Origin of the sequence: Melittangium boletus DSM 14713 (assembly GCF_002305855.1) — a bacterium.
Taxonomy (GTDB): Bacteria; Myxococcota; Myxococcia; order Myxococcales; family Myxococcaceae; genus Cystobacter; species Cystobacter boletus.
This window is the reverse complement of the sequence record NZ_CP022163.1, coordinates 6,350,025-6,363,317: the sequence shown is the minus strand read 5'-3', so window position 1 is coordinate 6,363,317 and position 13,293 is coordinate 6,350,025. Positions and strand designations below refer to the sequence as shown.

Below are 13,293 nucleotides of genomic sequence, written 5' to 3'. Positions count from 1 at the left end.
CCCCCGGAGCGGGGAGCGACCGAACTCTAGCGGATGTTGCCGATGGAGTTCTTCGCCGAGTCGTGCCGGGTCTTGAGCACGTTGGAGATGGTGCTGAACACCTGGTTCTCGCGCTGCATCGCGACCTGCAGGCCCAGCAGCTTCTTCTGCTCGGCGAACATGCTCGACATCTCGCCGTTGAACTCGGTGCCGACGCCGCTGCCGCCCGTGGGCACGGACACGTTGCCGTTGCTGCCCACGCTGATGGAGCTGGCGCCCGAGGCCACCGCGCCACCCGTGGAGGCACCCACCGTGGTGTTCAGCGGCGTCACGCCCGAGCCCATCGCCGCGCCGTAGTAGGGAGCCGAGCCGGAGCCACTGGCGCCACCGAAGGTGGTGAGCGAGGACACGGCCGCGGAGACCACCGAGCCACCGGGAACCATGTTGGCCACCACGCCCACGCCACCCGCCACGGCGTTGGCCGCGGTGCCCACACCAGACTGAACGCGAGCGGCGAAGCTCGTGTCGGGCGTCACGCGCGCCGTCGTCATGTTGGTGGACATCCGGGGCATGCTCAGGTTGCTGTCGATCTTCATGGTTCCTCTCCAGGCGATGGAACGTCCAAGAACTCGCGGAGCGTCATGGGAAACCCGCGCTCCCTTTTTCCCTATTATCGCCGATCCGATGGCCCAGTTGCGTGGGGGGCGCATCAAAACGACGGCACGGCGCGTTTTCCCAGTTATTTCCGGCCCTTGGAGCGGGACTCGGCCACCAGGCGCTCGCGCGTGTCCAGGAGGACCGCGAGCAATTCCTCGGTGCGGGAAATGGCGGCATGGACCTTCTTGGCGTGCTCGGCCTTGGGGCCCTTGAGGTTGGCCAGCTCGTTCTTCACGGGATTGAAGAGCGTCTGCACCTCTTCCGCGGTGGCTCCCTCGATGAACGCCTCGATCGCGGGAAAGGAAGGGGTCGGCAGGGGCTCGGCGACAGGCGCGGGCTGCTGCTTGGAAGTCGGGGGCATGGAGCGGGACGGTAGGAGAAAAGGCCTCCGCAATTCAAGTTGCCCGCCCTCCGGGCGGCATGACGCACCGGGATGGCACGCCCGCCGAGCACCCGGGCGCGCTCGATTCCCCCACCCACCCTGTCCTCCAACCCTGGCGCACCTAGGTTTTGGCTGGCGGCGGGGAACGTCCATGGGGGGCACGGCCGCCACTCAACCCAGGAGAACGATCATGACGAAGAGAATCGTGGGAGTGTTCGCGACCGTGGCACTGCTCAGCTCGGGTGTGGCCCTGGCGGGGGGTGAGAAACACCAGAAGACCCAGAGCGGCCAGCAGGTGGGCGGCGAGGCCACCGGTGGCTCCGGCCAGGCCCAGCACACGGGAGCCCAGACTGGCCAGATGCTGGGGGAGAAGCAGATCAGCGGCACGGTCCTCAAGAGCAGCAGCAGCGAGCTCAAGCTGCGCACCGATAGCGGCGTCATCTCGGTGAAGATCGACAAGAACACCCAGTTCCAGGACCCCAACGTCAAGCACATCAAGGACCTCAAGGAAGGCCAGCAGGTCCGCACCAGCTTCACCGTGGAGAAGGACGCCAACCTCGCCAGGAGCGTCTCGCTGGACACGGGCATGGGCGGCAGTGGCCTGGACACGGACAAGGGCATCAACCAGGACATCGGCGGCTCGGGCGTGGATCAACAGGGAAGCCACGACTTGAGCCAACCCGACATGGGTGGGGCCACCCACGAGGATGGCAAGACCTACTGACGCCGACGGATGCTCGCGGCACCTGCCCTGCCGCGGGCATTCCTCTTCCCGGCCCCCGAGCAGCCAGGGGGCCCTCGCTCCCCGCGCCAGGCCTCACCTCAGGTGCTCCGGGGTCCGGGAGTGAACAGGTTCAAGGCAATGAACAGCTTGATCGCATTCTCGCTCTCCCTGCTCATGGGCCAGACGCCCGCGGCCCCGCCTCCCACCGAGGCGGAGGCGGCGAGCGCCCTCCAGGCCGCCGAACTGGAGGAACTCCGGGCCCGGATGCAGCTGATGCAACTGCAATCCGAGGCACGGCGTCAGGAAGATCTCGCGCGCGTGCAGGCCCTGGAGCAGCAGCGCGCCACCGAGCAGGCCACGGCGCAGCGCGATGAACAACTCCGGCAACAACGCCTCGTCAGCCTGGAGCGGGGCTACCAGCGCCTGCGCGCCCTGGATCAGCTCCTCGTGGCCGGCCAGGTCGCCATCGATCCGACCGTCACCGCCGCCCAACAGGAACTCGCCGACGCGCTCGCCAGCGCCGAGGAGACCGGCGATGGGGACGCCAGCCGGCTCATCCAGAGCGCGCTCAACCGGATGTCGACCCTCACCGCGTCCGTCGAGCAGCGCAACCCCGAGGACGCGCGCTACCAGGTGCACTTCGCCAGCGACGAGCTGCGAGCGGCCTGGCGCATGAGCCTCGACCGCTCGCCTCCGGCCCTCACTCCGTGAAGTGCGGCGTGGTGGATACCGGCGGGCTCGACGGCTTCGCGATGAGATAGCCCTGGACGAAGTCCACGCCGTGGTTGCGCACCCAGCGCAGCTCCTCCGGCGTCTCGATCCCCTCGGCCACCGTGAGGATGCCCAGCTGCTGCGCCAGCTCCAGCAGCTTGCGCGTGATGGACGCCTTGTACGGGTCGTGGTGGATGCCGCGGATGAGCTCCATGTCCAGCTTCATGATGTCCGGGCGGAGCTGGTGGATGAGATTCAAGGACGAGTAGCCCGCGCCCAGGTCATCCAACGCCACCCGGAAGCCCGTGCGCCGGTAGTAGGCGATGAGCGACTTGAGGTGGTTGGCGTTGGGCGTGTGGTCCGACTCGATGATCTCGAACACCACGTCCTCGGGGGACATCCCCGCGTCCTTGACAGCGGCCACCGTGGAGCGCAGGCAGTACTCGGGATCGTAGATGGCCGTGGGGGTGAAGTTGATGAAGATGGGGACCTTGAGCCCCAGGCGCGCCGCCTCGCGCACCGCCGACAACCGCGCCGCCAGGTCCAACTGGAAGAGCAGATCCGCGTCGCGCGCCAGGGTCAGCATCTTGTACGGCGAGACCATGGAGCCATCCGGCTCGAAGCCGCGCATGAGCGCCTCGTAGGCGTACACCTTGCGCGTGTCCTCCACGTCCACGATGGGCTGGTAGTGGCTGGTGATGCGCTTCTCGGCCAGCATGTCCACCAGCCAGCCCGAGCGCGTCATGGTGAAGAGCTGGGGCAGCGAGCCCACCCGGGGAAAGTCCCGCAGGCCCGGCTCCGCGTCCCCCTGGACGAAGAGCGCTCGCGTGGCCCGGGACTCCTCGTCCGTCAACGCGCCCAGGATGTCCGCGACGAAGGCACTCAGTTGCGAGCCCTCCAGACGCACCGTCACGCACCGATCCTCCGGCAGCGCCCGGTGCTCACGGCCCGAATCGCTCAGCTGACGCACCAGTTTGCCGTAGCTGTGCCCCATGGGCAGCCACAGGAAGAGCCTTCCAGGCCCCTCCAGCTCGAACTTCTCCGGAAGGGACTGACACCGCTCACACGACTTCGACACGGTCTGGCTCATGCGCCTCACTCACTGCTCCCGGAACACGAGCAATCCTCGCGACGTCTCCGCGGCGTAGAGGTAACCGTCACCCGGTACCTTCACGCCGCTGAGCCCCTCGAGGAACGCCCGGCCCCGGCCTGGATCCGACTCCCGCCACGTATTGTAGTAGGCTTGCTGCTTCGGTGTACTGGGGTTGGACACGTCCAGGATGCGCAGGCCGTCCTGCGCATGGGCCACGTACAACTTCGTCCCCACCAGCGTCATCGCACTCACCGTGGATTCCGGGCGCAGCTGGAACTGCCCCACTTGTTCGATATGGGCGGGATCCGTCACGTTCAGGGCCCGCACCCGGGAGTTCCACCCCTCGCTCGCCTCGAAGGCGATCATCCGGCCGTCGATGAGTCCCGCGGCCACCGGACGGCTGGTCGCCTTGTCGTACCCGTAGCGGCCCAGGGTGACCGGTTTGGTCGGCTTGGACACGTCCGCCACCACCAATCCGTACCGCCAGTGTCCCAGGTAGAGCCGATCGTTCACGACCACTCCCTCGACGGGCGTCTCCCCATTGGCCATCACGCTCTTCTCCTCGTAGTAGCGCGCCTGCAGGGAGGGCTTCGTCGGCACCTGGATGTCATAGATGAGCACCTCCGCCCGCGGAGCGGGCGACATCAGGTAGAGACGGTCCTGGTCCACGAACAGGCCCCAGCCCTGCACCGTCTGCCGCCAGGACGTATCCGTGATGCGCTTGGGGGCCTTCGGGTTGCTCACGTCGTAAAGGACCACGCCCTCCCGGTAGCTCGACACGTAGAGCGTCTGGCCCTTGACCCAGGCCCGGTACCAGACATCGTTGGACGGAGTGAGTTCCGCGACCTTCTCCGGGGGCCGCTCGCCCGTCTTGCTCACGTCATAGATGAAGAGGCCTTCATTCAGCGCCGTCACGTAGGCATGGCCGCCCGCCACGAAGACGTCCGCCGCCGAGCCTCGCGGCAAGGGCGTCTCCGAGACCAGCTCCACCCCCTGCGCCTCCTGCTCCCCCGCCATCCGCTTGACGCGCACCGCCTCGAAGTCACCCGATAGATCCGCCGCGCCGTTCGAGCACCGGCGAAAGACGCCCGTCACCCGCTCGGGGCTCGACGCCTGGCAGCCGGAGATCACCAGCCGGCTGGACACCCCACCGTTCGCGTAGTCCCCCGCCAGGAAGAACGTGCCCTCCTCCACCCGCCGCTCGGTCAGCGGCGTGTCGAAGAGCAGGGACTCGGGCAGGAGGCGCACGGTGCCCGGCGTGTCCACGCTGCCCAGCACGATGTTCGCGTTCCAGATGCCCTCGGCCTTCACCGAGGCCAGCGCCGCCGCGTCGCAGGCCGAGACGTCGAAGGCCTCGGGCTCACACTCCCGCTTGGGCTCCGCGTCGTCCGTGTTCGCGCAACCCACGAAGGCGGGGAGCAGCATCCCCGCCATGACCACCAGTAAACGGTTCATGCGCCATCCATACCGGTTCACCCGGGCACGACAAAAGCACTGGTTCACCCAACAGCCTCCGTGGCGGGACGTAAGGCGCTGAGCACTCACGAAGAAGCGCTCGGCCGCCCCCTCGTCTCTTTAGGATAGCCTGCCCGACGTGCTCCGTCCCTCGTCTCCCCTCCCCGGGAGGTCGCCTCCTTGAACCGCCGTATCCTCATCGTCGCCCTGCTCACCCTCGTCTTGCCGGAGGCGGTGTTCGCACAGGTCTATGTCATCCCCCGCAAGGCGTACCGGTCGCCCATCCACACCTATGATTTCGAGTGGAAGCACCTGGACATCCTCGTGGGGCCCAACGCCGAGGGCGTCGCGCCTCCCGCGGCCCACCGCGCCCATCAGCAGCCTCCGGGCGCCCCCGGCGGGCCCTCCCCCGCCGCGCCCACGCTCGAGTCACGTACGCCCGCCACGGCGCCCCTCGGCACGGGCATCCCCCTGAGTCCGGACAACCCCGAGACAACAGGAACTCCCACGACGCCGGACGCGGGACTGGATGGAGGCGTGGCCCTGGAGGACAGCGGCACGGAGCCCGGTCCGCTCTCCGTCCCCCTGCCCTTCGAGCTGGCGGATGGCGGCATGTCCGACGCGGGGCCCTCCTATGCGAAGTCGCTCGGCGACAAGAGCGGCGGCGTGCGCTTCTATTTCTACGGCAACGAGGAGAGCGTGGCCCGCTACGCCGCGCCTCAACTCGAGGACGCCTACCGCTACCTCGTCAGCCGCTTCCAGTTCGTCCCCACCCAGACCTTCCCCTACATCCTCTACAGCTCCTACCAGGAGTTCCTGCAGACCAACGTCACCGCCGTGACCGAGGGCACCCTCGGCGTCACCAGCACCCAGGGCAACCTGGAGCTGACCCTGCCCTACCTCGGAGACCATCGGCAGTTCGGGGAGATCAGCTCCCACGAGATGGCCCACCAGTTCACCATCCAGAAGGTCCGCTTCCTCGCGGATCAAGCCAAGGTGGGGGGAGATCCACTCAACGGCATCCCGCTGTGGTTCATCGAGGGACTCGCCGAGTTCTACGCCAAGGGCGGGCTGGATCCCGAGGGCGAGATGATGGTGAGGGATCTGCTCGTCAATCCGGACCTGGGGCGCGGCTATGCCTTCCTCGACTTCTGGTCCCCCGGGCCCTACGGCTACCTGTGGATCTACAAGGTGGGTCAGGCGCGCTGCCAGTTCCTCGAGGACACCTACGGCGCGGGCTTCATCCAGAAGGTGCTCGACAACTCCCCCAAGCTCGTCTCCGGCACGCCCCGGGTGCAGAACCTGGAGTTCGATGGGCTCCTGGAGCTGCTCACCGGAGACGCCCCCCCGAAGATCGCCGCCAGGTTCGAGGACTGGCTCAAGCAGCGCTCCTACCGCACCTATCTCAAGTCCGAGCAGGCCACGCCCACGCTGGAGCTGCTGCGCGAGCGCAGGGGCATCATCACCGCCCTCAACAGCCGCCCCGATGGGCGCGTGCTGCTCTACCGCAGCATCGTGCCGGAGACGGGTGAGAGTCAGCTCATCCTCGTGGATCCGCGCGCGCCCGACGACACCCAGAAGGTGCAGGGCGACGGCGTGCCGGGCTACGAGTCCCTGCACCCCATCTTCGGCCGCAACTTCGCCCTCACCGAGGACCGGCTGGCGTTCGTGGCCGAGTCGCTCGCGCGCGACATCATCTACGTCCAGCGCTACACCCACTCCGCCGAGCCCGTCAGCCTGGGCAACACGCTGCCCCCGGCGGGCCGCAACCGCTACATCAACAACCCCGGCGGCCTGAACAAGGAAGCGCCCTTCCGGGTGGACTTCGACCTGGGAGAGCGCGTGGCGTACCGGCTCGCCCAGCACGGGCTCATCGCGGCCTACTCGCCGGCCTTCTCGCCGGACGGCAAGCGCCTGGCCTTCATCGGGTTGAACGAGGGCGGCACGCGCGACGTGTACGTGCTCCCCCTGGACGCGGGCCCCGACCCCCAACCCCAGCAGCTCACCCACGACGTCTACGCCGAGCGCGGCCTCACCTGGGGCGCGGCGGGCATCGTGTTCACCTCGGATGCCACCTCGCACGGCTACTACAACCTCTTCCGGGTGAAGCCCGAGTCCCCCGAGCAGGTGGAGCGCCTCACCTCCGAGCCCCGGGATCATCAGGATCCCACCGTGCTGCCCGACGGGCGGCTGTTCTTCGTGGCCTTCGAGCAGAGCCGCGCGGATCTCTACGAGTACACCGGCGGGGGCACCATCGTGCGGCGCACGGACGTGGTCACCGGCCTCTTCGAGCCGAGCCCCGCCCCGGACGGCAACCTGTGGACGCTCTTCCACCTGTCCGGAGAGCGCAAGCCGGCCCTGCTGCGCTCCCAACAGCTCAAGAGCTACGAGGTGGCCCAGGGCACCCGGGAGGTGGCGCCGCCCAGTCCCCTCCCCCAGCGCTCGCTCACCGGCGCCGAGCCCTACAACCCCTTCACCCCGAAGAACATCGACCTGGGGCCCATCCTCGGCTTCGCGGGCGCGGGCGGCGGCGGCTTCTACGGCCAGGTGTTCGCCTCGGCGACGGACCGGCTGCGCAACCACGCCCTGCTCCTCCAGTTCGCCGTGTACGGCTCCTTCTCGCTCGCCGACGGCTTCCTGCTCTACGTGAACCAGTCGCGCCGCACCACCTGGGGCGGCGGCCTCTTCCAGTCCCTGCGCTTTCGCATCGACCGGACCCTGGTGGAGGCCGCGCAGGGCCAGCTGCCCAGCGGCTCGCTCATCTCCGGCGAGCGCTTCTTCGGCGTCACGGGCCTCGCCCGCTACCCGCTGAGCACCTACACCTTCCTGGAGGCCAACCTCAACGTCGGCGGCTCCACGTACTTCCTGGACCCGTCCACGTCCTTCATCCTCAACCTCCCGGAGGTCAATGGCATCGGCGACCTCTACACCCCCTGGAAGCAGAGCCAGCCCGGCCTGCGCTTCCAGACCGAGGTGTCCGGCTCCGCCGGCTACAACACCCTGCGCTACCACTACACGGGCGTGCCCACCTCGGGCAGCTCGGTGCTCGGGGAAATCACCACCGGCGTGCAGCCCCTCCACGGAGAGGTCTTCGGCAACCTGCGCCTGGACGCCGAGCGCTACTTCCCCATCCCCCTGGGCGCCACCCACATCATGTTGCGCGGCGGCGCGGGCGCCACCTTTGGCGGCCGCTTCGCCCGCTCCTTCTACCTGTCCAGCTTCGACACCCTGCGCGGCGTGCCCTTCGGCGACACCCAGTGGCTGCTCGGCCAGCACTACCTCTATTCCACGCTCGAATTGCGCGTGCCGCTCGACGCCCTCATCCGCATCGCCTTCCTCAACTCGATCATGGGCGTCGCGGGCTTCGACGCGGGCGGCGTGGGCTCGTCCGCGCGCGGCATCTGGGACCGGCGCGTGGTGGACGCCGCCGTGGGCTTCAACGTGGGGCTCGGCCCCATCCTCCTGCGCCTGCACTTCGCCTACCCCTTCGATGTGAAGGCACCCGCGGGCAGGCCCGCCGACAAGTGGGTGACGCAGTTCTCCATCGGCCTGGCGGGACTGGAGGGCTACATGTTCAAGCAGCGCGGAGGCTCCTCCCCGAAGCGGCGCGACACCCCCGGAGCCCCCGTCTCCCTGGGCGGAATGAGCGTCAGCCCGAGGTGATCAACAGCACTGGGCGGCCACCAGCGCGGCGTTGGCTCGCGCCAGGGGGCCGCCCTCGCGGGGAATCCGCTCGAAGTCGCCCCGCAGCGCCTTGAGGGCGAACTTCTCCAGGTCGATCTCCCGCCGCGTCCGCGCGCCGAACGCCCGCGCGATCGTCGCCAGGGGGCCGAAGCCGAACAGCCCCTGTTGCAGCAGCAGCCCCGCGGCCACGCCCCCCAGCACCTTCCATCCGTTGTTGCTCCGGGGCGCCAGCGCCACTCCGAGCAACGACACCGCCGACGCGGCCACCGTCACCACCCGGTTCAGGTCCCACGCGCGCTCCAGGTGATCCAGGTACTGGCTGATGACCTGCCGATCCGTCTGCTCCGCCATGTGGCGCACGCACCGCTCCACCTGGGCGTCGATGCGCCGGTTCACTCCGTCCGGCGTATGGGCCCGCACCGAGTCGCTCGAATTCTGATTCCAGGAATCCATCGTGTCTCCAGATCGTGGGAGAACGCCCGCTCTCGCCTTCCCTCGAAGGTAAAGACGCGCGGGCGAACCGGTCATGCCCGGACACGAACGGCTCCACCGCCCGCTCGTCGCACCTGCGCCCCTGCTCATTCCCGCCCTTCGTGCCTAGCTTGGGCGATGTGAAACCATCCGCCCGCCTTCTTCTCGTCTGCCTGCTCTGCGGCACGGCGTGCATCAAACGGGACTTCCCGCAAAAACTGCGCATCCGGGAGGACCTCCCCAGCTCGGGTCCCCAGTTGTCCCTCGCCATCTATCAATCCGTGGGCGTGGGGCTGAACGCGGGCCACGGCGTGGAACTCGTCGAGGACGCGCGCATCCCCGAGGCGATCGACACGCAGATCCGCCAGGCCCGCCACTCCATCCACCTCTTGATGTCCCGATGGCGGCCCGGCGAGGCCTCGGAGCGGCTCCTGCGGGCACTCGCCGCCCGGCAGCCGGACGTGACGTGCCGCGTCCTCGTGGATCCTCTCCTCAGCCCGGGATTCTCCGAGCAGGTGGAGCCCCAGCTCGTGAAGAGCGGCTGCGAGGTGCGCGCCTATCGTCCCTTCGTCGGACAAGAGGTGGTGTTCAGCGACTCGCGGCTCGAGGCGCGCACCCACCTCCAGCTCGTCATCCGCGACGGGCGCGGCGGCCTCACCGGCGGCTCGGGCGTGGACGCGGCGAGCGCCTCGGCGCCCTCCTCGCGAGACACCTACGTCCACGTGGAAGGCCCCGCCGTGCGCCAGCTCCAGCAGTCCTTCGCCCGGGACTGGCTCGAGTCGGGCGGCGGGCTCCTGCCCGAGTCCGCCTTTCCCCCGGCCGAGCCCCGGGGAGATGCCCGCGCGGCCTTCATCCCGAGCACCGGCTCGCCCTCCCTCAGCCACTCCGAGCGCATGGTGCAGGTCCTCATGGCCTCCGCCCGGCACCGCCTGTGGCTCACCAACGCGTGCTTCGTGCCCAGCTCCGCCACCGTGGACACGCTCATCCACAAGGCCCAATCGGGCGTGGACGTGCGCATCCTCGTGCCCGGCGTCGAGTCGAACCCGGAGGGCCACGTGCTGTCCGCCCAGCGCTCCACCTATGAGCGGCTGCTGGAGAACGGCGTGCGGCTCTGGGAGTACCAGCGCGCGCCCCTGCGGGCCCGCACCGTGCTCGTGGACGAGCAACTGGTGGCCGTGGGCTCCACCAGCCTGGAGCCCAATGCCCATGCGCTGCTCGAGGAGGGGGCCTTCGTCATCGAGGACGGGAGCCTCGCCCGGTCGCTCGCCGCCAGCTTCGAGCGCGACCTGACGCACGCCGCCGAGGTGCGCAAGGACGAATGGCGCGACCGCGGCTGGCTCCAGCGGGTTTCCACGTCCCTGCCGCTCTCGGAAGCGGGCTGCCTCTGAGCGGGAAGTGGCTTGCTCAACCGTGAGAAATCTCCCGGTGCCCGGGAGATGACGCTTCCCACCTTCCCGCGTCCACCATCCACCCGCCAACAGTTCCACCCTTCGGGGCCGGGCATCCGTCTTGCTCAGGCCCCTGGGGATGAAATCCGCGCGCCTGTTCTGCATCGCGTCCGTCGTCCTGTCGCTCGCCTGCAACTCCCAGGGCGGAGTCAACCCGCCCGCGGCGGACCCTCCGGGTTCCACGCCACGGGATCCCATCGTCCAACCCACACCCTCCGAGCCCTCGTCACCCGAGCCCCAGGGGCCCGTGACGCCCACGACGCCTCCTCCCGAGGAACCCGAGCTCCCCCCACCCCCCATCCCCGACGAGGCACGCCCCTTCGTGCTCCCGCCCCTCCAGAAGAGCGTGCGGCAGTACGAACTCCTCATGCCCGAGGACGTGCTCCAGAAGTTCTACGTCGACAAGGACACCCCCGAGCAGCCCGCCACCTTCCGCTGTGACGGCGTGGACTACCCCGTCCTGGTGCGCCTGCGCGGCGCCTCCGCGCGCGACTTCCCCAAGAAGAGCTGGAACGTGAGCTTCGAGGACGAGGTGCGCTTCGAGGATCGCACCTCGCTCAACCTGGTGGCCGGCTACTCGGACGCGACGATGCTCGCGGAGAAGATCTCCTTCGATCTGCTCGCCGCCATGCGCGTGCCCGCGGCGAACGTGAACTTCGTGCGGCTGAGCATCAACGGCCGCAACGAGGGCGTCTTCCTGGACATCGAGCAGATCAACAAGGCCTTCCTGCGCGCCCATGACTTCGCGGACAAGGACGCCTCCATCTACCGCGCCGGCTGGAAGGACACCGAGCTCAAGCTCCGCTCCTGGAAGGTGCCCTACCAGGGCGACTGGAAGAAGAAGACGAACGAGAAGAAGGAGAACGATGACGCGCTCGACGCCGTGCTCGCCGTCATCAACCGCACGCCCGAGCCGCAGCTGGTCAACGCGCTCACGAAGAGCATGGACATCGAGGGCTACGTGCGCTCCATGGTCATGGATGCCCTCATGGCCAACAACTACATCGAGGACTCGGAGAGCTACTTCATCTTCGACCACGTGAAGGGCCAGTGGTTCTACGCCGCGTGGGACCTCAACAACGTGGACGCGCGCTGGTGGCACCAGATGCAGCTCGGGCCGGACCTGGTGCCCATCTACCGTCAACCGCTCTACTCCTTCACCCTGGGCAGCACGGAGATCACCAAGCGCTACAAGGAGCGCAAGGGCATCCACCCCGGCTACCTGCCCGTCTTCTCCAACCTGGGCACCCGCGTGGTGCTCAACCCGGCGCTGCGCGCCCGCCTGGAGGCCCGCCTGGACAAGGCCCTCCAGGAACTCTTCACGCTGAACGTGATGGGCCCCTACATCGACCAGATGCACGCGCTCATCGCGCCCTACATGGCCCAGGATCCTTATATGGACCCCGCCAAGTTCCAGGCGGGCCGCGCCTTCATGCGGGACTTCGTGCGCCTGCGCCGGGACTTCATCCTCAAGGAGCGCGAGCGCCTGCGCGCCCAGGAAAAGGACGTGGTGATTGAAGCGCTGGACGCGAAGGCGGGCTGGGTCGAGCTGCGCAACCGGAGCACCCAGCCTCGGGAGCTGAACGGACTGACGGTGACCACGAATCTGCGGCGCGCCATTCCCGAACTACTGCTGCCCGAGCCCACGGCGACTCCGCCCGAGCAGGTGGCCACGGGCGCTCCCGTGGGCAAGGCGCTCCCGGCCCGGATGCTGGCGCCCGGCGAGCGCGTCCGCCTCACCGCCGCCAGCCTCGGCCTCACCTTCATGCCCGAGGGAGAGATTGGCCTCTTCGACGGCCAGTCCGTGTCGGGAATGAAGGACGCCCTCTTCTACGGAAGGCTCGCGGACGGCCAGCACTACGAGCGCTCCGAAAACGGCACCTGGCGGATCCGCTGACCCCTCAGGACCGGCCAGGAGGGGCGGCGCCGCGCGGCACGGAGTCCTCGCGGCCCGCCCTCACCAGTGCCCGTCCCGCGCCCACCAGCAACGCCCCGAAGACGAGGAAGGCCACATCCCAGGCGAGCTGCCCCTCCCCGGGGTGGACGTGGTGCACGCCGAGGAACTGATGATCGATGAGTCCCTCCACGACGTTGAAGGCGCCCCAGCCGATGGCCAGCGCGCCCACGAAGGTCCGCGTCGACCAGGGCACCTCCGGGCGCTGGCCCGCGCGCCACAGGAGCGCCACGCCCAGCACCGTCATCACCCACGTGAAGGCGTGGAAGAGGCCATCCCAGAACATGTTGATCTTCATCGACACCAGGTCCGTGGGCGGCAGCCGGGACGACAGCATGCTGTGCCACTGGAGCAACTGGTGCAGCAGGATGCCGTCGACGAAGCCTCCCAGTCCCGTGCCGAGCAATACGCCCGCCGACAGGAGCGCGCCTTGATGCCGAGTCACCTTCCCCATTCGCTTCCTCCCACTCCGCTCACTCCTCGCCCTTCCGCGTCGGCAGACCCACGCGGTACAGCAGCGCGCTGAGGAAGCCGAGGCACAGGAACGGCACGGCCACCATCACCAGGGGTCCCCAGAAGCCGCCCTCGAACACGGCGACCCGCACCGCGCGGGCGCTGGGACAGTCCGGACAGGCGGACGCGCTCGTCGTCGCCAGGAGCCCCGCCCAGAGCGCGGGGGCTCGGGTCCAGCGGTGTCTCATGGGCTCGACCTCCGGAAGACATGCACGTTCCGAC

General features: G+C 68.7%; 12 protein-coding genes. 5 read left to right on the top strand and 7 right to left on the bottom strand.

What is annotated here, in order from left to right; genetic code table 11:
* Positions 1-26: 26 nt before the first annotated feature.
* Together MEBOL_RS26665 and MEBOL_RS26660 are read right to left on the bottom strand one after the other, a co-directional pair.
* Positions 27-575, bottom strand: coding sequence for a hypothetical protein (locus MEBOL_RS26665; RefSeq protein WP_095980096.1), 549 nt, complete (start codon positions 573-575; stop codon positions 27-29).
* 143 nt (positions 576-718) lie between these two features.
* A complete protein-coding gene (locus MEBOL_RS26660; RefSeq protein WP_095980095.1) occupies positions 719-997 on the bottom strand; it encodes a hypothetical protein in 279 nt (92 codons plus the stop codon).
* A 211-nt stretch (positions 998-1,208) separates the two neighbouring features.
* Here MEBOL_RS26660 and MEBOL_RS26655 point away from each other — a divergent pair, with 211 nt between their 5' ends.
* The gene (locus MEBOL_RS26655; protein WP_095980094.1) at positions 1,209-1,742 is read left to right on the top strand and encodes a hypothetical protein; all 534 of its coding nucleotides are present in this window, start codon (positions 1,209-1,211) and stop codon (positions 1,740-1,742) included.
* A gap of 138 nt (positions 1,743-1,880) precedes the next feature.
* Positions 1,881-2,453, top strand: coding sequence for a hypothetical protein (locus MEBOL_RS26650; protein WP_095980093.1), 573 nt, complete (start codon positions 1,881-1,883; stop codon positions 2,451-2,453).
* Here the strand turns inward: MEBOL_RS26650 and MEBOL_RS26645 are convergent.
* Positions 2,443-3,543 (bottom strand): EAL domain-containing protein, encoded by a 1,101-nt coding sequence (locus MEBOL_RS26645; RefSeq protein ID WP_095980092.1) that lies wholly within the window; start codon positions 3,541-3,543, stop codon positions 2,443-2,445. The two genes, MEBOL_RS26650 and MEBOL_RS26645, sit on opposite strands and share 11 nt — an antisense overlap.
* A 9-nt stretch (positions 3,544-3,552) precedes the next feature.
* Positions 3,553-5,001: an LVIVD repeat-containing protein gene (locus tag MEBOL_RS26640; protein WP_095980091.1), complete on the bottom strand. Its 1,449-nt coding sequence runs from the start codon at positions 4,999-5,001 to the stop codon at positions 3,553-3,555.
* Between the two features lie 180 nt (positions 5,002-5,181).
* Here MEBOL_RS26640 and MEBOL_RS26635 point away from each other — a divergent pair, with 180 nt between their 5' ends.
* Entirely contained in the window at positions 5,182-8,664 is a 3,483-nt protein-coding gene (locus MEBOL_RS26635) for a PD40 domain-containing protein (RefSeq protein WP_157775508.1), read from the top strand.
* Here the strand turns inward: MEBOL_RS26635 and MEBOL_RS26630 are convergent, their stop codons facing one another.
* Positions 8,665-9,138, bottom strand: coding sequence for a DUF2892 domain-containing protein (locus MEBOL_RS26630; protein ID WP_095980090.1), 474 nt, complete (start codon positions 9,136-9,138; stop codon positions 8,665-8,667).
* Between the two features lie 158 nt (positions 9,139-9,296).
* Between MEBOL_RS26630 and MEBOL_RS26625 the strand changes: the two genes are divergently transcribed.
* Positions 9,297-10,544 carry a phospholipase D-like domain-containing protein gene (locus MEBOL_RS26625; protein WP_157775506.1) on the top strand — a complete coding sequence of 416 codons (1,248 nt, stop codon included), beginning with the start codon at positions 9,297-9,299 and terminating at the stop codon, positions 10,542-10,544.
* Between the two features lie 139 nt (positions 10,545-10,683).
* A complete protein-coding gene (locus MEBOL_RS26620; RefSeq protein ID WP_095980088.1) occupies positions 10,684-12,501 on the top strand; it encodes a CotH kinase family protein in 1,818 nt (605 codons plus the stop codon).
* Positions 12,502-12,505: 4 nt separating this feature from the next.
* On the opposite strand, the gene MEBOL_RS26615 is transcribed toward MEBOL_RS26620, so the two are convergent.
* Positions 12,506-13,012 (bottom strand): DUF2243 domain-containing protein, encoded by a 507-nt coding sequence (locus MEBOL_RS26615; protein WP_095980087.1) that lies wholly within the window; start codon positions 13,010-13,012, stop codon positions 12,506-12,508.
* A gap of 19 nt (positions 13,013-13,031) precedes the next feature.
* Positions 13,032-13,259, bottom strand: coding sequence for a hypothetical protein (locus MEBOL_RS26610; RefSeq protein ID WP_095980086.1), 228 nt, complete (start codon positions 13,257-13,259; stop codon positions 13,032-13,034).
* Positions 13,260-13,293 lie beyond the last annotated feature (34 nt).

Coding starts and splice junctions, on each gene's coding strand:
- MEBOL_RS26610 (WP_095980086.1), bottom strand. CDS start 13,259: ATGAGACACCGCTGGACCCGAGCCCCCGCGCTCTGGGCGGGGCTCCTG.
- MEBOL_RS26665 (WP_095980096.1), bottom strand. CDS start 575: ATGAAGATCGACAGCAACCTGAGCATGCCCCGGATGTCCACCAACATG.
- MEBOL_RS26660 (WP_095980095.1), bottom strand. CDS start 997: ATGCCCCCGACTTCCAAGCAGCAGCCCGCGCCTGTCGCCGAGCCCCTG.
- MEBOL_RS26630 (WP_095980090.1), bottom strand. CDS start 9,138: ATGGATTCCTGGAATCAGAATTCGAGCGACTCGGTGCGGGCCCATACG.
- MEBOL_RS26645 (WP_095980092.1), bottom strand. CDS start 3,543: ATGAGCCAGACCGTGTCGAAGTCGTGTGAGCGGTGTCAGTCCCTTCCG.
- MEBOL_RS26620 (WP_095980088.1), top strand. CDS start 10,684: ATGAAATCCGCGCGCCTGTTCTGCATCGCGTCCGTCGTCCTGTCGCTC.
- MEBOL_RS26655 (WP_095980094.1), top strand. CDS start 1,209: ATGACGAAGAGAATCGTGGGAGTGTTCGCGACCGTGGCACTGCTCAGC.
- MEBOL_RS26615 (WP_095980087.1), bottom strand. CDS start 13,012: ATGGGGAAGGTGACTCGGCATCAAGGCGCGCTCCTGTCGGCGGGCGTA.
- MEBOL_RS26640 (WP_095980091.1), bottom strand. CDS start 5,001: ATGAACCGTTTACTGGTGGTCATGGCGGGGATGCTGCTCCCCGCCTTC.
- MEBOL_RS26650 (WP_095980093.1), top strand. CDS start 1,881: ATGAACAGCTTGATCGCATTCTCGCTCTCCCTGCTCATGGGCCAGACG.